Annotated in this window: 19 protein-coding genes and 1 pseudogene; 11 read left to right on the forward strand and 9 right to left on the reverse strand. The window is 35.8% G+C overall.

Going from position 1 to position 16986, the window contains the following annotated elements:
- Positions 1–13: 13 nt before the first annotated feature.
- On the reverse strand, positions 14–493 hold the full coding sequence (locus tag CVS93_RS02245) for a GNAT family N-acetyltransferase (protein ID WP_107686413.1): 480 nt from the start codon (positions 491–493) through the stop codon (positions 14–16).
- Positions 493–1596 (reverse strand): transcription termination factor NusA, encoded by a 1104-nt coding sequence (gene nusA, locus CVS93_RS02250; protein ID WP_107686414.1) that lies wholly within the window; start codon positions 1594–1596, stop codon positions 493–495. Before nusA ends, CVS93_RS02245 begins: the two co-directional genes overlap by 1 nt.
- Positions 1597–1768: 172 nt before the next feature.
- Here nusA and CVS93_RS02255 point away from each other — a divergent pair, with 172 nt between their 5' ends.
- Genes CVS93_RS02255 through CVS93_RS02285 form a run of 7 tightly spaced genes read left to right on the forward strand, consistent with a single transcriptional unit; the run spans position 1769 to position 6620 of the window.
- Entirely contained in the window at positions 1769–2011 is a 243-nt protein-coding gene (locus tag CVS93_RS02255; protein WP_002941786.1) for an HP0268 family nuclease, read from the forward strand.
- Positions 2011–3312, forward strand: a complete 1302-nt coding sequence (gene miaB / locus CVS93_RS02260; protein WP_107686415.1) for a tRNA (N6-isopentenyl adenosine(37)-C2)-methylthiotransferase MiaB — start codon at positions 2011–2013, stop codon at positions 3310–3312. Before CVS93_RS02255 ends, miaB begins: the two co-directional genes overlap by 1 nt.
- Positions 3293–4072, forward strand: a complete 780-nt coding sequence (locus CVS93_RS02265; RefSeq protein WP_107686416.1) for a lysophospholipid acyltransferase family protein — start codon at positions 3293–3295, stop codon at positions 4070–4072. The genes miaB and CVS93_RS02265 overlap by 20 nt, the downstream gene beginning before the upstream one ends.
- The gene (locus tag CVS93_RS02270; protein WP_107686571.1) at positions 4062–4508 is read left to right on the forward strand and encodes a hypothetical protein; all 447 of its coding nucleotides are present in this window, start codon (positions 4062–4064) and stop codon (positions 4506–4508) included. The genes CVS93_RS02265 and CVS93_RS02270 overlap by 11 nt, the downstream gene beginning before the upstream one ends.
- A gap of 60 nt (positions 4509–4568) precedes the next feature.
- The gene (locus CVS93_RS02275; RefSeq protein WP_107686417.1) at positions 4569–5573 is read left to right on the forward strand and encodes a hypothetical protein; all 1005 of its coding nucleotides are present in this window, start codon (positions 4569–4571) and stop codon (positions 5571–5573) included.
- Positions 5570–6091: a hypothetical protein gene (locus CVS93_RS02280; protein ID WP_107686418.1), complete on the forward strand. Its 522-nt coding sequence runs from the start codon at positions 5570–5572 to the stop codon at positions 6089–6091. Before CVS93_RS02275 ends, CVS93_RS02280 begins: the two co-directional genes overlap by 4 nt.
- Complete coding sequence (locus tag CVS93_RS02285) at positions 6084–6620, forward strand: hypothetical protein (RefSeq protein ID WP_107686419.1); 537 nt, start codon at positions 6084–6086, stop codon at positions 6618–6620. The genes CVS93_RS02280 and CVS93_RS02285 overlap by 8 nt, the downstream gene beginning before the upstream one ends.
- Positions 6621–6624: 4 nt before the next feature.
- On the opposite strand, the gene CVS93_RS02290 is transcribed toward CVS93_RS02285, so the two are convergent.
- From CVS93_RS02290 to CVS93_RS02320, 6 genes and pseudogenes are all read right to left on the reverse strand, one after another.
- Positions 6625–7686, reverse strand: coding sequence for a hypothetical protein (locus tag CVS93_RS02290; RefSeq protein ID WP_107686420.1), 1062 nt, complete (start codon positions 7684–7686; stop codon positions 6625–6627).
- Positions 7655–9020 (reverse strand): annotated as a pseudogene (locus tag CVS93_RS09905) (MBOAT family O-acyltransferase). Before CVS93_RS09905 ends, CVS93_RS02290 begins: the two are co-directional and overlap by 32 nt.
- A 2-nt stretch (positions 9021–9022) precedes the next feature.
- Positions 9023–9652 carry a tetratricopeptide repeat protein gene (locus CVS93_RS02305; RefSeq protein WP_107686422.1) on the reverse strand — a complete coding sequence of 210 codons (630 nt, stop codon included), beginning with the start codon at positions 9650–9652 and terminating at the stop codon, positions 9023–9025.
- Entirely contained in the window at positions 9653–10306 is a 654-nt protein-coding gene (locus CVS93_RS02310) for a tetratricopeptide repeat protein (RefSeq protein ID WP_103600093.1), read from the reverse strand.
- 10 nt (positions 10307–10316) lie between these two features.
- Positions 10317–11657 carry a dihydrolipoyl dehydrogenase family protein gene (locus tag CVS93_RS02315; RefSeq protein ID WP_107686423.1) on the reverse strand — a complete coding sequence of 447 codons (1341 nt, stop codon included), beginning with the start codon at positions 11655–11657 and terminating at the stop codon, positions 10317–10319.
- A gap of 2 nt (positions 11658–11659) precedes the next feature.
- Complete coding sequence (locus tag CVS93_RS02320; RefSeq protein ID WP_021090811.1) at positions 11660–11980, reverse strand: hypothetical protein; 321 nt, start codon at positions 11978–11980, stop codon at positions 11660–11662.
- A 77-nt stretch (positions 11981–12057) separates the two neighbouring features.
- Between CVS93_RS02320 and CVS93_RS02330 the strand changes: the two genes are divergently transcribed.
- A complete protein-coding gene (locus CVS93_RS02330; protein ID WP_107686424.1) occupies positions 12058–12609 on the forward strand; it encodes a tetratricopeptide repeat protein in 552 nt (183 codons plus the stop codon).
- Between the two features lie 24 nt (positions 12610–12633).
- On the opposite strand, the gene prfB is transcribed toward CVS93_RS02330, so the two are convergent.
- Positions 12634–13734 (reverse strand): peptide chain release factor 2, encoded by a 1101-nt coding sequence (gene prfB, locus CVS93_RS02335; RefSeq protein ID WP_107686425.1) that lies wholly within the window; start codon positions 13732–13734, stop codon positions 12634–12636.
- A gap of 120 nt (positions 13735–13854) precedes the next feature.
- Between prfB and panC the strand changes: the two genes are divergently transcribed.
- Genes panC through tilS form a run of 3 tightly spaced genes read left to right on the forward strand, consistent with a single transcriptional unit; the run spans position 13855 to position 16966 of the window.
- On the forward strand, positions 13855–14676 hold the full coding sequence (panC, locus tag CVS93_RS02340) for a pantoate--beta-alanine ligase (RefSeq protein WP_107686426.1): 822 nt from the start codon (positions 13855–13857) through the stop codon (positions 14674–14676).
- A gap of 2 nt (positions 14677–14678) precedes the next feature.
- Positions 14679–15989, forward strand: coding sequence for a 30S ribosomal protein S12 methylthiotransferase RimO (gene rimO, locus CVS93_RS02345; RefSeq protein WP_107686427.1), 1311 nt, complete (start codon positions 14679–14681; stop codon positions 15987–15989).
- Entirely contained in the window at positions 15986–16966 is a 981-nt protein-coding gene (gene tilS, locus CVS93_RS02350) for a tRNA lysidine(34) synthetase TilS (protein WP_087579996.1), read from the forward strand. Before rimO ends, tilS begins: the two co-directional genes overlap by 4 nt.
- The last annotated feature ends 20 nt before the right edge of the window (positions 16967–16986 follow it).

Genomic DNA, 16986 nt, shown 5'->3' on the forward strand with positions numbered 1-16986 from the left:
ATTTAAAAACAAACTATAAATTTAAAAGTTTTTCTAAATTTTCGCCGTCCAAGCGGTAGTTTCTCCACTCAAGAGATTGATTTGTAGCACCCATGCTTTCATAAAATTTAATGCTTGGCTCATTCCAGTTTAGGCAGCACCACTCAAGCCTTTTTAAATTTTCATCCTTGCAAATTTGAGCTAAAAATTTAAAAAATGCCTTACCGATGCCTTGATTTCTAAACTCTTTTTTGACGTAAATGTCCTCAAGATAGATCCCGCCAAGCCCTAAAAATGTAGAAAATGTGTAAAAATAGATAGCATAGCCAATAGCCCTGCCCTTACTCTCGCAGATAAGGGCCTTTGCATGATTTTTATTAAAGATAGAGTCTGCAAAAATTTCATTTGTAAAAGTGACTTGATCACTTAAATTCTCATAGCTTGCAAGCTCTCTTACAAGCTCGCATATCACGTCTATATCGTCAATAGTCGCTTTTCTTATTTGAAATTTCATTAGTTATCACCAAAAAGTGCTTTTAAGTCTTTGATTGGCTCATTATTTTTTGCATTGCTACTAGTTTTTGAGCCAAGCTCATTTAGCTCGATCTCATAGCCAGTTAGCATGCTTGCTAGGCGGATATTTATGCCGTTTTTGCCGATCGCCTTACTCTTTTGTTCGCTTGCAAGTGTCACGATCGCCTTATTTTCTTCGATCTTTACAGATGTGATGATCGCAGGTGCCATAGCGCGAGCCACCAAGATCGCTGGCTCAGTGGTGTATTCGATCGCATCGATACTCTCACCATGAAGCTCTTTGCTTACGGCATTTATCCTAACGCCCTTTGTGCCGACCGTTGCACCAACTGGATCGATGTTTGGAGTGGTTGAGATGAGTGCTACTTTAGCCCTTTCGCCAGGAATTCTCGCACTTCCTTGAATGATGATGCCACCATCTTTTATCTCAGGCACTTCTGAAGTTAGCAGTGCTTCAAGAAATTTTGGCGAAGTCCTTGAAAGCTCGACCTTTATGCCTAAATTTTTATCTGTAAAAACTTTTCTAATGACCGCCTTTACAACGTCGCCAACTTTAAATTTCTCGCCTTTTATGCGGTTTTTACGTGGCAATATAGCACGAAGCTCATCTATCTCAATAAAAGTGTTTTCGTCATTATCGACTCTAACAACTGGTCCAAAGACCATGTGACCGCTCATTTCATTATATTTTTGTAAAATTTTCTCTTCAACTAGGCGCTGGATGTGATACTCAAGCTCCTTGTGAAGTGTTTGGGCTGCGGTTCTACCAAGGTTATCAAGACTTAGCTCGTAAGTAAGCTCATCACCGATCTCTACGCCACTATCTATCTTTTTAGCCTCTTTTAAGCTTAAAAAGTGCTCATTGTCCTCTTCAAGCCTCTCATCGTCGTTTGCTACGATTGAAATTTTTTGATAAAGCTTTAAATTTTTATTTGCATCGATGCTCACGTCATACTCATAATTTTCGCCATAAACTCTTTTTGCAGTATTTATCAAGGCTCTTATAACACGCTCTTTTACATCTTCTATCTCTAAATTTTTCTCATTTGCAATTGACTCGATGATATCTGAAATTCTTTCCATTTTTTCTCCATTGTAACGATAAATTTCGGGGATTTTTCGTGAAGTTTTGAAATTATACATAAGCCATACTTTTAATAACTTTAAGCTTATTATTAACTTTTATTTAATCCTTTTTTTATGATGTTTTGGATATATTGACCGATTAAAATTTAAGATTTTGAAAGGATTAAAAATGGAGCTAAAACTTGCAAGAGCTGAATTAGACGCAAAACCAAAAACGATTTCACTAGAAAAAATAGAGGCAGCTGTCGAAAAAGAGGGTCAGAAAATTTTCTATTTTGATAAAGAAAACACACACAAACAACTAATCGCCTTAGTCGAGCATTTTGAAGAAAAAGGGCTAAGCGTTTATCACAGAACCGTAAAATACGGACTTGATGATAGCGACTACATGTATGAAGTGCATATACTTTAATGAGTAAAAAACTCTTTATCCAAACTCTAGGCTGTGCTATGAATGTTCGTGACAGCGAGCATATCATAGCTGAGCTCTCACAAAAAGAAGACTACTCCCTAACACAAAATATAGAAGAAGCTGATTTAATCCTTATAAATACTTGCTCGGTTCGTGAAAAGCCAGTTCATAAGCTCTTTAGCGAGGTCGGAGCCTTTGAAAAAGCTAAAAAAAGAGGTGCCAAAATAGGCGTTTGTGGCTGTACTGCAAGCCATTTAGGTAGCGAAATTTTTAAGCGCGCACCTTATGTTGACTTTGTCCTTGGTGCAAGAAACGTCAGCAAGATCACAAAAGCTGTAAATACGCCTAAATTTATCTCAACCGACATCAACCACGACGAGAGTGAATATGCATTTGGCGAATTTAGAGGCTCGCCATATAAAAGTCATATCAACATCTCTATCGGCTGCGATAAAAAGTGCACCTATTGCATCGTACCACACACCAGAGGCGATGAAATTTCTATCCCTTCAGGTCTCATCTTAAAAGAGGTAGAAAAGGCCGCAAAAAGCGGTGCAAAAGAGATATTTTTGCTAGGGCAAAATGTCAATAACTATGGCAAAAGATTTTCAGGCATGCAAGAAAATATCGATTTTAGCGATCTTTTAGTAAAGATAAGCGAGATAGAGGGCGTTGAGAGGATAAGATTTACAAGCCCGCACCCACTTCACATGGATGATAAATTTCTAGAAATTTTCACTAACAACCCTAAAATTTGTAAGTCTATGCACATGCCACTTCAAAGCGGAAATACCAAAGTTTTACGCGAGATGAAGCGCGGATACACAAAAGAGTGGTTTTTAGACCGTGCGTTAAGACTTAGAAAGATGTGTCCTGATGTTAGCATATCAACTGATATCATCGTCGCATTTCCAGGCGAGAGCGATAGTGAATTTGAAGATACGATGGATGTGCTTGAGCAAGTTAGATTTGAGCAAATTTTTAGCTTTAAGTATTCGCCTCGTCCGCTTACAAAGGCAGCTACTTTCACAAATCAAATAGATGATAAAACCGCTTCAGAAAGGCTTACTCGCCTACAAAATCGCCACAATGAAATTTTAGACGAGATCGTGGCGGCACAAAAAGATAAAATTTTTGATGTATATTTTGAAGAGCTAAGAGCAAATGGCGGCGTTGCTGGGCGAAGTTTTAACAACTTTTTAGTTCAAGTTGATGGCAGCGAAGAGCTTCTTGGCACTACACAAAAAATCAAGATCACAAACCCAAAACGAATGGTTTTGTATGGCGAGCTGCAAATTTAAAAATACATTTGAAAAGCTCGCCCTAAATGTTGGCGTCTTTTTCATCTATATTTTAATGTGGCTCATTTTTTTAACCTGCAAAAAGAGCTACACTCCAAATTTCTTACCACAAAATGGCTGCGTCGTAGTCTTTTGGCACGGCAGGCTTAGCTTTATGAGCTTTGCTTACAGACGCTGGTGGAGTAGCCAAAACAGAAAACAAGGCAAGGTGATAATAAGCGACCACAAAGATGGCGAGCTAATCACTAGAATAATCAAATTTTTTGGCATCGGTACCATTAGAGGCAGCAGCTCAAAAGGCGGTGCAAGGGCGCTTATAGAAGCCCTAAGAGAGATAAAGCAAGGTCACGACGTCATCATCACGCCAGATGGCCCACGCGGTCCAAGACACAGCGTAGCAGACGGAGCTGCGGTGATCGCACAAAAGTCATCTTGTGAAATTTATGCTCTAAATTACGAAGCAAGATCGTTTTGGGAGTTTAAAAGCTGGGATAAGATGATACTTCCTAAGCCATTTTCAACTATAAATTTTAGCCTCTCAGCCCCATTTAGCGTGGCAAATTTAGAGCAAAAAGAGGCAAAAGAAAAGATACAAAATGAGCTTTGGCAAGCCTCACAAAATGATGGCGGAAAGAGCATTTTGCAAAACAAAGAGGACTTTAGAGCAAATTTAAAGATTTGGTGGAAAAAGTATGCTCATAAAAATCCGCAAATAAGCGACGAGATAAAAGAAATTTTGGATGAAATTTATGAAAAATAAACTATCTATTTTTATAGCCATCTTTCTAATTGTTTTATTCGGACTATTTTTTTATAGTGATAACTCCTATAAACTCGCTCTTGAAGCAAAATTTTTATACGAAAACAAAGAATATGAAAAGGCTTTAAATTTAAGCCAAAAAGCACTTGATATAGATATTTATAACAAAATGGCAAATACTGTGCTAAATCAAAGCAAGGCTGCTATCAAATTTAGCTCATACATAAAAAATGGCAAAGAGTATCTTGAGCGTATCAAAAAAATGAGCCAAAGTAGCGTCAGCAAGGCTGATAGTGAGCGCATTAAGATGATGTGTGATGTGATGATAGAGGATTTTGACGACCTTAAAAACTCGGTCCTACTTGATAATGAGCTAAAAAATGAAGCTTTAAATACAAAAGAGATTTTCGTTAAGCTTAAAAACGAGCTGTTTTAAACTTATTTAATCCCTTTTTAGCTACCATAACGAAAATTATGCACTAAATTTAGGAGATTTATGTCTTTTAGCGTTAAAAAGCTTTTTTCTAACCTTTTTTTAAGCGTCGTGTTGGAGGGCAATGAGTGCATATTCTTCGGTCAGGTCTTTAGAAATGGCAAACTTTTAAAAACTATAAACGCTAAATTTACAGATATAAATATCGATAATATCGATGAAAAAATCATAAAATATATAGAAGAACAAGAAAAAGCATATTTTGGTGTATATGTTTCAGTTTTTTTTAATGATGACTCGCAAGGCGCGCTTCCTAGCACTAGCTTTGATGAATATAAAAAATTTAATATAAATACTAAAAATCTTACAAGCCTTATCATGCAGGATAGCTGGAGTATTTATGCAAATTTAAATGCTATAAAAAAATATAAAAATTTATTTGGACAAGATAGTGTAGATCTCATCTACTCACCTATTGCCCTACTCTTTCACGAGCTTTTAAAACGCGGAATTTCTCCAAAAACTACACTTTATCTTTATATCCATGCACATTCGTTTACGCTTGCGATCTTTAAAGATAAACAAATGAAGTTATCTACTTTTTTAAATATGTCTGGCATTGAAGAAACCAACCGGGAAGCTGAAAGCCTAAAAGAAGAAGATATAACAGATATTGATAACTTAATAATTAAAGAAGAAAATGACGCAACATCACTTGATGATTTTAAAAGTTTAGACGATTTTTTAAGTGATGATAAGCCAAAAGAATTTGAAGATCTAAACTATGAACTAAATATGCCAGTTTCTACAAATGTAGAAAAATCGGTTGCTATTTTTGGGTATGACATGAAGATGTTTGATTACATCGTAAAGGCTGTAAAAGAATTTTACGAAAATCCTCTCTACGGCGGCGATTTTATTGAACAAATCATTGTTTTTGAAAATACAAAAACAAGTGCAACCTTTTTACAATATCTGCAATCTGAGCTTTTAGTGGAGACTTCTGTGTATCCAGTGAATACAAATCATATTATGAATGAAATCATGCAAGAAGAGATAATATTATGAGATTTAGCTTTATTGCTCCGGAACCAAGACCACTTATATCTATCTTTAGCAAAATTTGGCTAAGCCTTATAAGCTTTGTGTTTGTAGCTCTTTTGGCAACAAATTTCTTTATACTTTACAAAAACTATTCAATTGAAAAAAATATAAATTTTTTATCAAATGAGCAAAAAGAACTTAGTCAAAAAATAGTCACAACAGATGAAATTTCATCTAAACTAGGTGTACAAATAGAATCTGCAAATGATATTTTCACATCAAATTCTATTCTCAAGCAAAGCTTGCACAATCTTTTTGATCTAGTGCCTGACAGTATAACGCTCGAAGAGGTTTTTATGGATAAAAACTCACTCATCATTCGTGGTATAACGCCGACAAAAGATGTATTTAATCAGCTTCTAGCTTCGCCTTTAAGATCTATTTTTACGACTTCAAATACCAGCTTTTATCAAAGCAAAAACGGCTGGTATGGATTTATAAGTACAAATAAAATTGATAATTCTGAGGGATATAATGAGTAAAAAAGATACGAGCTTAGAAAAAATAGATCCTGTCAAGCTTTTACTTTTTATATTTGCTTTTATCGTAGTTTGTTTCATTATGATATTTGGTTTTATCGTGCCAAATATAAAAGAATTTAAAAGCCTAACTAGACAAAATTATTCACAGACCTCATCTTATACAAAAGTAAAAAATGAATTTGAAGCTAAATTTAAAGTCCTTGAAGCAACCAAACAAAAAGATGGAGCTATCATTTCAGCTTTTGAGAATAAATTTGATAAAGATAAATTTATAGATTTTGCCTCTAAATTTTTCAGTGAAGTAAGCCTTAGTAAAATAGAAGAAAGTGATAATAACGCTAGTGAGAAATTTTTTAGATTTCGCCTAAATGTAACTAGCTCTCTAAGGACACCACAAAAATTTTATGACTTTTTAGATGCGCTTAGTAGCTATGACAGTATCGTAAAGACAGAATTTCCTATCGTCATGAAAGGCGAAAAGGATAAAATCCATACTACTTTTAATATAAAAGTTTTTGGGTTGAAGTAAGAAATTAAAGTTCACCGTTAAGATAAAGTTCAACCAAAAACTCACTATATCTTTTTCTGCCAAGATAGTTTAAATGTTCCCAATCAGATAATTCTTCATCGCCAAATTTTAAATTTGTAAGATCAACAATTTTGGCATTTTTGATGGCTGATATTATTTCATTTATACTATATTGAAGTCTCATTCCATCAAACATTGGTTCAAGTAAAATAATTACTTTCATGCCGTTTTTAACCAGTGGATCTATTATATAATTTTGCATGTATTTTAATGTGTTTAAATTCAGCTCTTTTAATTCAATAACCTTGCCATAATTCTCTCTCGGTATTGTATTTGCAAAAAGTATATTATCACCATTGCTACATTTTGCAACAATAATCTTTTTGTCTTTTGTAAAATTTGAATTTACTTCACTTGTGTTAATTAGCTCGCAATCACTATTTGCTTCAATATTAAAGAAATTTTCTACACTAAAATTATTTACATTGGTTGCAGTCTTTGGTGTAAATTTACCATAAGTCATAATTACTCTATTATAGATAGCTTCAGAGTATCTTAAAAACAAATGCAAGCCTGCTAAATAATCTGGCAGTGTTTTTAAAAACGTTATCTTATTTGTGCCAAAATTTGCCATTAGTTCATCAGTGGTATAAATTTTGACATCTCTCTCAATATAATCTTTAAAAAGATCGCTAACTCTTATACTAATAACAATCTCTTTTGTACCAACTTTTTTAATAGCATTTACAATAAAAGGATAGTCACCTATAGAATTTCCAGAAACGCCAAAATTATAAATACCAATATTATTTTCTTTAAAAATGTTTGTTGAAATATGATTAAACGTCCTACTGCTTCCAACAAAAACGATATCCTTTTGCTTTTCGCTATTTAGCTTAAAGTGCTCCGCTTTTGAAATTTTATTATCAACGAAATTTTTCTTACTTGTTCTACTTTCTACAAAAACATAAAGTACAACATCAAGCCCAACCATAGCAAATACTACCAAAGATAGGCATAGAAATATTTTTTTCTTAAAATCTAAAGTATAAAAATTCACTCGCATTATTAAGCCTAATTACTAAGATTGATATAAATAAAAAGAAAGATGTTACAAAAATTTGCCAGATAGTAAATTTAAATTTCTTATCAAATGCCATTTGCATAGAGTTTTTAAAAAGTAAAACAACCAAAAAAGCTAAAACGATAAAAAATATCTCAAGATAATTAACGTCTATTTTAAGCTCACCAAAAAACATCCCTCGGATCACTTTCATGGCATCTTTAAAGCTTTTTGCCCTAAAAAATATCCATGTAAAATTTACAAAGTTAAAGGTGATGATCCAAGCAATGATTTTATTTAATTTAAAATTTAACTTTTGCCAACAATAGCAACACCATGTAAAGCACCCCAAACAACAAATGTCCAAGCAGCCCCATGCCAAAGACCGCCTATCAAAAACACTAAAAACAAATTTATATAGGTACGATATTGACCTTTTCTATTGCCTCCGAGTGGGATATAGATATAGTCTCTTAGAAAACGCGACAATGTAATGTGCCACCTGTGCCAAAAATCCTGAATATTTAAAGCCTTATACGGAGAGTTAAAAATTTATAGGAAGTCTTATGTTAAAAAGCAACGCAAGACCTATCGCCATATCACAATAACCGCTAAAATCAAAATAAAGCTGAAAGGTATATGAAAGCGATGTCACCCATGCTTGCAGAAAAGTCAAATTTCTCTCCACATCAAATCCAGCATTTGCAAAGATCGAAAAAGTATCAGCAACCACGCTCTTCTTAAATAGTCCCATACTAAAAACAAAAAGCCCAAGAGCTATAAATTTATAGTTTTTTATAAGATTAAATTTATTTGCAAACTGCGGCATCATCTCCTTGTGATGAACTATCGGACCAGCAATAAGCTGTGGGAAAAATGTTATAAAAAGACAGTAATTTAAAAAACTATTCTCTTTTGTCTGCTCGTTATAACTATCCACTAGATATGCTATTTGCTGAAATGTAACAAAACTAAGCGCAAGCGGCAAAGCGATATGAAGTAAAGTTAAATTTGTACTTGCAACAGCATTTAAATTTGATATTAAAAAATCAGCATATTTGAAATATCCAAGCAAAGCAAGATTGCAAACTATGCCAAGAATCAAAATAGCTTTGTTTTTATATTTTGCTAAAAATTTTGAAACAAAAAAGTTAAAAACAATACTTCCCAGCAAAATCGGGCAGATAATAAACGCTCCAATAAGCATAGAAAAATATACTAGCACTCACCAAAAAAGCTTTTGCAAGAGTACTTAGTCTCTTTTTATTCAGAAAAAAATATACAAAAAATACAAGCGGCAAAAATACAAATACAAAGGCATATGAGTTAAAAAGCAAGTTTATTCCTTGCTTTTATCCACGCACTTACCAAGCTGGCAAGCTCTTTTGTAAAGTGCATTTGCCTTTGCTTCATCGCCGCTTAGCTTTGCAAGCAAAAAGCACGACTGAGCGTATTCAAGCTCGCAGCTCTTTGCCAAAAGCCTTAGCACTCTAGCCTCAGCCTTAGTTCTATCTATCTTATGAGTCTTTAAATTTTCGCTTTCGATGTAGGATTTTAGCCCCATTGCTTCGTTATAGCAGCCAACGCCATCACCGCTATCACAAGCTAGTTTATAAAGTTTTAGAGCTTTTTCCATATCTTTTTGCTCATCAATCAGCCCTTGCTCATAAATTTGACCCAAATTAGAACAAGCCGTCGCAAGACCAGCATTGCAAGCCTTTTCGTAGTAGCCTTTTGCTTTTACAAAGTCCTTTTCGTTGCTAAAATTTACGGCTAAATTGTTGCAGTCGATGCTATTTCCGCTCTCGCAGTTTTGCACCATCTTCTCTTTTTCAAGCTCAAGACGCTCTGCCCTCGCCTCTTCATCACTTTGCCAAAAGCCAAAGCTTACCATCTTTTGCCACGACCAGCAACCACTAAGCATAAAGCCCATAGCCAAAATAAGACCAAAATTTAAGACCTTTTTCACTTACATTCCTAGCTTTGTGCCTAGTCTTTTCATCTGCGGGCATGCCTTGCTTAGCCCACGAAAGCAAGCGACTTTATAAATTCCATAAGCCCTTTTTTCGTCTTTATTGACACCAAGACCAAGCTCATACATCGCTCCGATATTAGCACAACTTGGCAAATCGCCAGCATTGCATGCATTTGTATAAGCTTGCATTGCTAAGTAATAATCTTGCTTAACGATCTCACCTTTTCTATAAGCATTGCCTAAATGATAGCAAGCTTGCATGCCTCCGCCATTGCAACTTTCTTTATAAATCGAAATTGCCTTTTTTGGATTTTTTTTAACTCCAAGTCCAAGCTCATAAAGAGTGCCCAAATTTGCACAACCGACTTGCACCTTAGCATCGCAAGCTTTTTTATAATTTGTTAAAGCATTTTCATATTCTTTTAAAAGCTCGTAATTTACACCCAAATCGTTGCAAGCTTCCGCATCGCCTTCTTCGCATTTTGGTATTAAAATTTCGATCGCATTTCTTGAAATTTGCTCTTTATTTTGCACTATTTTTTCATCCTTTGGTTGCTGCCACGAATCATCTTGTTTTTGTCCTACACCAATCACATTTAAGCAGCCAGTGAAAAATAAAGCCGATAAAAGCAATAAATATTTTTTCATTCTTTTCCTTTTAAAATTGTCCAAATAAGTCATTTAGTGCTTCACTGATACTTGGATGAGTGAAAATTTGATTTTTAAAGAAATTTGCATTTGCTTTTAAATTCATAGCAATTGCGATTTCATTTATCAGCTCATTTGCATAGATGCAGTGAAAGCTAGCACCTAAAATTTCGCCGCTTTGTGCATCAACGATAGCTTTTAACATACCTACATCGTGATTTAGCACTTTTGCGCCTGGCACTGTTGCCATACTAAGCTTTAGCTCTTTAAAATTTAGCCCAAATTTACTTGCTTCTTTGGCGTTCATTCCAACTCTTGCTAGTGGAGTGTCGGTGAACAGCACATTTGCATGAATGCTTCTATTTTTAGTATTTCTCTTTTTATCACCAAAAATTTGTGAATAAACTATCCTAAAATCATCCAAGCTCGTGTAGGTAAAAAGCTCTCCACCGCGCACGTCGCCTACCGCATAGATGTTTGGCACATTTGTTTGAAGGTTTTCATTTGTCTTTATAAAGCCTTTTTCATTTAGCTCAATTCCAGCAGCTTTTAAATTTAAATCATCTACATTTGCCACTCTGCCAAGCGCAATCAAAAATGCATCAGCTCTAAGGCATCTTTGCTCGCCATTTTGCTTGAAATTTAATATATTTTCTTTAATGCACTCTATCTCGCAACCCTCTAAAATTTCAACGCCTTGTACCCTAAGAGCCTCTTTTACGCTATTAGCTATATCATCATCTTCGTTTTTAAGTAGTTTTGAACGCCCTACGATAGTCACTTTTGAGCCAAAATTTGCAAACATTGATGCAAACTCTATACCGATAAAACCGCTACCGATAATGACAAAATGCTTTGGTAAATTTTTTAGATCAAGCAAAGTTTGGCTTAAAAATACATTTGAGCTTACAACCTCAAAAGGAGTATCTGCCTCTTTTGAGCCACTATTTATGATGATAAAGTCGCCCTCTATTATCTTTTTCTCACCACTTGGCGTTGTTACAAGAACGCTATTTTCACTAGCAAATGAGCCAACACCATCGATCACATCGATATTTTCTTTATCATTTAGCATTGCATAGTTTTTAGCATTCAAAGCTGAAATTAGTTTATTTTTATTTTCCACACTAAGTGTGTAATATTCGCTTTCAACGCTATTATTTACAAATTTTGCCTCTTTAGCGGCTGTTATTAGACGTTTGGTTGGTATGCAGCCAACATTTATGCAAGTGCCTCCATACATCTTTGGCGATCTCTCTACAAGAGCTACTTTTTTGCCAAGTGCGGCAGCTTTAACCGCTAGCGTTTTGCCAGCTTTTCCAAAACCAATAATTACAATATCATATTTCATTTTCAGTCCCTTATCTTTCCCATTACATAGTAAGTTGTTTCATTTATCTTTTTTAGCTCCATTTTATATTTATTAGCCCAGTTTTTTATAATCTCATCAACTCGCTCTTTTATTTCATTAACGGTAGCTACATTTTTTATCTTTAGTCTATCTTCACTTCCACTCATCGCCACAAAACAAAGGTGCGGCTTTAAATGATCGTTTAGTTCAATTATACTCTTTGGCAAAAGACCATCAGTATTGTTTAAAATTCTACACATTTGAGCAGTGGTCGTTTCATTGACGTTATAGCCAAGCTGGATTAAAAGTGCATTATGATCCATATCGTTCCTTTTGCTTAAAATTTGCGGGCATTATAAGATAAAATTGGATAAAATCGCCTAAATTTTCAAGGACAAATATGAAAAAATTTATCATTTTTGTGTTTAGTGTTTTGCTATTTTGGGGATGTTCGTTAGATCAAATTTCACAAAATTTTGGTCTTAGCGAGCCACCACTTGATCCTGAAGTAGAGCAGATAGCAGACGCCATCTATCTATATAACGAGGGCAACTACCAAAAAGCTTGCAAGAGATTTTACGACTACGCAAAAGATGGCAATGTCCTAGCCATGCAGCAAACTGGCGTTTGTTTTCGTGACGGCAAAGGCTTTAGCAAGGATATCTTAAGGGCACTTTTTTGGTTTGAGACAGCTGGCAGATACGGAAACATAGACGGACTAAGAAGCGCTGGATATATCTACGAGTACGGCCTTGGGGTCAATAAAAATTTAGAAAAAGCGATATATTTTTATGAAAAAGCTGTAAGTCTTGGCTCAAGCGAGGCCAGCTACGATCTAGGGCTTATCTATCTAGGCAAAAATGACTATAAGAAAGCGAGAATTTATCTTGATGAGGCTTGCTTTAAAGGCAAAGAAGAGGCTTGCACAAAGCTAAAAGAGATGAAATTTTAGCTCTCATCTCTTTTTATAAATTTATTACGCCTCAGCCTTTTGAGCGATCAAGACGCCCTCTATCATCTTTTTGATATCCCCATCAAGTATCGCGTCAGTTTGTGAGTATGCCTCGCCACTGCGGTTATCTTTTACCTGCTGATACGGGAAGAGTACGTATGATCTTATCTGATGACCCCAGCCGATTTCGCTTTTTTCTACGCTGTTACTAGCTTCTTGTTGTTTCATCAGCTCAAGCTCGTAAAGACGAGACTTTAGCATTTTCATCGCTGTAGCTCTGTTTTTGTGCTGACTGCGGTCGTTTTGGCACTGCACGACGATGCCAGTTGGTATATGCGTGATGCGGATGGCTGATTCAGTTTTATTTACGTGCTGACCGCCTGCACCACTGGCTCTATAAGTGTCTATCTTTAGATCTTTCTCTTCGATCTCGATCTCTATGTCATCATCTATTTCAGGGCTTACCATGACACTTGAAAAGCTCGTATGACGGCGCCCTGCACTATCAAATGGACTTGTGCGAACGAGCCTGTGGATGCCATTTTCTGCCTTGAAGTAGCCATAAGCATTTTCACCTTTTACGATAAAGCTCACGTCCTTTAGCCCCGCCTCTTCACCCTCTTGAAAGTCAAGAGTCTCGACCTTAAAGCCCTCGCGCTCGCAAAATCTAAGATACATCCTATAAAGCATGCTCGCCCAGTCGTTACTCTCAGTGCCACCAGCTCCAGGGTGGATCGATACAATCGCGTTTTTGCCATCATCTTCGCCACTTAAAAGCATAGAAATTTCAAGATTTACTATCTTTTCATCTAAATTTTTAGCGTCATCAAAAAGAGAATTTATAGTCTCTTCGTCATTTTCAGAATTTGCTAGCTCAAAGAGCTCCTTTGCGTCACTTACTGCCTGATTAGCATCATTAAATTTTGCAAGCATGTTTGAAATTTTAGTTTTTTCTTTATTTAGTGCCCCAGCTCTTGCGATATCCTGCCAAAAGTCAGGGTCTTGCTCTATGGCCTCGATCTCTTTTAGTCTAGCCTTGATCTCTTCAGGCTTTACGATAGAGCCTATGTTTTCAACTTTTGTTTGTAGCTTCTTTAAAAGCTCGTTGTATTCGTAACTATCCAAGTTTTTCTCCAAAAATTTTTGCCGATTTTAGCCAAAAGTTGCTTACATTTTTAAATTTACGCCCTTTTAATCCTTTTTTGTTACAATGCCAAGTTAAAATTTCAAATAAAAAGAGTCAAAATGCAAATCATAAGAACTATAAAAGAACTTGAAAATTTCGTCTCTAGCACAAGCGCAAAGATCGGTTTTGTGCCGACCATGGGCGCGCTTCATAACGGACACGTTAGCCTTATCAAAAAATGCGTGAGCGAAAATGAGATAAGTATCGTCTCAACATTCGTTAATCCAACTCAATTTTTACCAGGCGAAGATCTGGACAAATACCCAAGAAAAGAGCAAAGCGACATTAAAATTTGTGAGCAAAATGCCGTTAGCGCTATTTTTATTCCAGATGCTGGTGAGCTTTACTTTGAAGATGAGCCTCTAATCGTCGCTCCAAAGAAATTTTCAGCCATCTTAGAGGGCAAAACTAGGCCAGGCCACTTTGATGGCGTCTTAAGGGTGCTAAACAAGCTATTTCGCATAACTCGTGCAAATAGCGTTTACATGGGCAAAAAAGATACACAACAATTAATCATCGTGCAAAACATGATAAAGACATTTTTTCTTAATACCAGCCTAGTGGCTTGCGATATCGTTAGAGAGCCGGACGGACTTGCACTTTCAAGTAGAAATGTCTATATCTGCGACGAAGATAAATGTAATGCTCTAAGGCTTTCAAGATCGCTAAATAAAGCACAAAATTTGATCCAAAACGGCGAGGAAGACACAAGTGAGATCAAAACAAAGATGCTTGAAGTGTTAGAGCCATTAAAGGTTGATTATGTCGCCATTACGGATAGAAATTTAAATGAAATTTCCAAAATAGAAAAAAATAACACCATCATTTTAGTAGCAGCTTATGTCGGCAAAACTAGACTAATAGACAACATCTGGATCTAAAAATGCCAAAACTTCACTTAATTTCACTTGGCTGTAACAAAAATTTAGTTGATTCAGAAATAATGCTTGGTAGACTGCAAAACTACGATATCACGGATGATATCAGCGACGCTGACGTTATCATCGTAAATACCTGTGGCTTTATAAAATCTGCTAAAGAAGAGAGCATACAAACCATACTTGAGATGCATGAAGCTCGTAAAAATGGCTCTTTGCTAGTAGTAACTGGCTGTCTTATGCAGCGATATAAAGATGAGCTTATGAAAGAGCTACCAGAGGTCGATCTCTTTACCGGTGTGGCTGACTATGACAAGATCGATGAGATCATCTTAAAAAAGCAAAATTTATTTAGCCCACAAACTTATCTACAAGCAAATGAAGAGCGTGTGATAACTGGCTCAAACTACCACGCCTACATCAAAATTTCAGAGGGCTGTAACCAAAAATGCAGCTTTTGTGCCATTCCAACTTTTAAAGGCAAGCTAAAATCACGCTCTCTTGAAAACATCGTAAATGAGGTCAAAAATTTAGTCAAAAAAGGCTACTACGACTTTAGCTTTTTATCACAAGACTCAAGCTCATATATGCGCGATCAGGGCATTAGCGACGGGCTAATAAATTTAATAGACGAGATAGAAAAGATAAAGGGCGTAAGAAGTGCTAGGATACTCTACCTCTACCCAAGTACGACCAGCAAGGAGCTAATTGAGCGTATCGTCGCCTCGCCTGTCTTTCACAACTACTTTGACATGCCGATCCAACACATCAGCGAAGATATGCTAAAGATAATGAAGCGTGGAAGTGGCGCTAAAAAGATCAAAGAGCTTTTAAATTTGATGAGAAATGCCGAGAATTCATTCTTACGAACTGGTGTCATCGTGGGTCATCCAGGCGAGAGCGAGGAGGATTTTGATGAGCTTTGTAAATTTTTAGAAGAATTTAAATTTGATAGAATTTCAGCCTTTGCCTACTCAAAAGAAGAAGATACGGCATCTTTTGAAATGGAGCAAATCCCAGCTAAGATCATCTCAAAAAGACTAAACAAGATAGAAAAGATCACCAAAAAATCGATAAATGAGAGCCTTCAAAAAGAGCTTGGCAAGCAAATTTATGCTTCTCTTGAGGGCGAAAGTAGCGAGGGCGAGATGTTTTACGCAGCCAAAAAAGATATCTGGGATAAAGATATAGACGGCGAAATTCTAATAAACGAGAGCGATGTAAAAGAGCTTGAGATCGGCTCACTCTATCTTTGTGAAGTAAACGATGTGGTCGATCAAAAACTGATCGCTAAAATCATCAAAAAAGCAAAATGATAAGCCAAAATGTGCGAGAAAAGCTAAGCTCAGGTGCAAACCTGCTTGCATTCTCGCACGGCATAGACAGCACCGCACTTTTTTACATTTTAGAAGAGTCTGGGATCAAATTTGATCTAGCGATGGTTGATTACAATGTTCGAGAGCAAAGTAAAAACGAGATAAAAAGCGCAAAAGAGCTCGCAGATAAATTTGGTAAAAAAATTTATACAAAAAGCGTTTTTTTAGATAATTCAAATTTTGAAAAAAATGCGCGCGAGGTAAGATATGAGTTTTTTGGCAAGATTTGTCAAAAATTTAGCTACAAAAATTTGATCTTAGCTCATCAATTTGACGATAAATTTGAGTGGTTTTTGATGCAGCTTAGCAAGGGTGCTGGACTAAAAGAGCTCTTTGGTATGAGCGAGCTTGAAAAGAGAAAGTACTTTTGGCTAGTTAGGCCGCTTTTAAATTTACGCAAAAAAGAGCTTCAAAGCTATCTTGACGAGAGAAATTTACACTATTTTATCGATGAGACAAATTTAAAAGGCGAGTTTAAAAGAAGCTTCATGAGGCTAAATTTTAGTGAGCCATTTTTGGATAGATATTTTAGTGGCGTACAAAAGAGCTTTGAGTTTTTAGAAGCCGATAGACAAATTTTAATGCCAAATATCACAAAAATAAGTGATGAAATTTTTATCATAAAAAATGATAGTAATGCGATACGAGGTGTCGATATGGCGGCAAAAGAGCTAAACGTGCTTCTAAGCAAAGCTCAAAAAGATGAGCTAAGTGCAAATTTAGCAAAGCAAACAAGCGTGGTGCTAAGCGGCAAGATTGCTGTCGGATACGCAGATACTTACCTTCTAGTAACTCCATTTTGTAAAACCATAATGCCAAAAATTTTTAAGGAGAAGGCTAGAATTTTAAAAATTCCAGCTATAAATAGAGGCTATCTTTTTGCTATAAATTTTGATTTATCAGAGTTAAAATTTTAATCAAGTAATTCTAAAAACAA

It is taken from the genome of Campylobacter concisus (assembly GCF_003048535.1).
Taxonomy (GTDB): Bacteria; Campylobacterota; Campylobacteria; order Campylobacterales; family Campylobacteraceae; genus Campylobacter_A; species Campylobacter_A concisus_S.

Bases quoted from the DNA above. Each gene is read 5' to 3' on its own strand.
- CVS93_RS02245 (WP_107686413.1), bottom strand. From the start codon at position 493: ATGAAATTTCAAATAAGAAAAGCGACTATTGACGATATAGACGTGATA.
- nusA (WP_107686414.1), bottom strand. From the start codon at position 1,596: ATGGAAAGAATTTCAGATATCATCGAGTCAATTGCAAATGAGAAAAAT.
- CVS93_RS02255 (WP_002941786.1), top strand. From the start codon at position 1,769: ATGGAGCTAAAACTTGCAAGAGCTGAATTAGACGCAAAACCAAAAACG.
- miaB (WP_107686415.1), top strand. From the start codon at position 2,011: ATGAGTAAAAAACTCTTTATCCAAACTCTAGGCTGTGCTATGAATGTT.
- CVS93_RS02265 (WP_107686416.1), top strand. From the start codon at position 3,293: ATGGCGAGCTGCAAATTTAAAAATACATTTGAAAAGCTCGCCCTAAAT.
- CVS93_RS02270 (WP_107686571.1), top strand. From the start codon at position 4,062: ATGAAAAATAAACTATCTATTTTTATAGCCATCTTTCTAATTGTTTTA.
- CVS93_RS02275 (WP_107686417.1), top strand. From the start codon at position 4,569: ATGTCTTTTAGCGTTAAAAAGCTTTTTTCTAACCTTTTTTTAAGCGTC.
- CVS93_RS02280 (WP_107686418.1), top strand. From the start codon at position 5,570: ATGAGATTTAGCTTTATTGCTCCGGAACCAAGACCACTTATATCTATC.
- CVS93_RS02285 (WP_107686419.1), top strand. From the start codon at position 6,084: ATGAGTAAAAAAGATACGAGCTTAGAAAAAATAGATCCTGTCAAGCTT.
- CVS93_RS02290 (WP_107686420.1), bottom strand. From the start codon at position 7,686: ATGCGAGTGAATTTTTATACTTTAGATTTTAAGAAAAAAATATTTCTA.
- CVS93_RS02310 (WP_103600093.1), bottom strand. From the start codon at position 10,306: ATGAAAAAATATTTATTGCTTTTATCGGCTTTATTTTTCACTGGCTGC.
- CVS93_RS02315 (WP_107686423.1), bottom strand. From the start codon at position 11,657: ATGAAATATGATATTGTAATTATTGGTTTTGGAAAAGCTGGCAAAACG.
- CVS93_RS02320 (WP_021090811.1), bottom strand. From the start codon at position 11,980: ATGGATCATAATGCACTTTTAATCCAGCTTGGCTATAACGTCAATGAA.
- CVS93_RS02330 (WP_107686424.1), top strand. From the start codon at position 12,058: ATGAAAAAATTTATCATTTTTGTGTTTAGTGTTTTGCTATTTTGGGGA.
- panC (WP_107686426.1), top strand. From the start codon at position 13,855: ATGCAAATCATAAGAACTATAAAAGAACTTGAAAATTTCGTCTCTAGC.
- rimO (WP_107686427.1), top strand. From the start codon at position 14,679: ATGCCAAAACTTCACTTAATTTCACTTGGCTGTAACAAAAATTTAGTT.
- tilS (WP_087579996.1), top strand. From the start codon at position 15,986: ATGATAAGCCAAAATGTGCGAGAAAAGCTAAGCTCAGGTGCAAACCTG.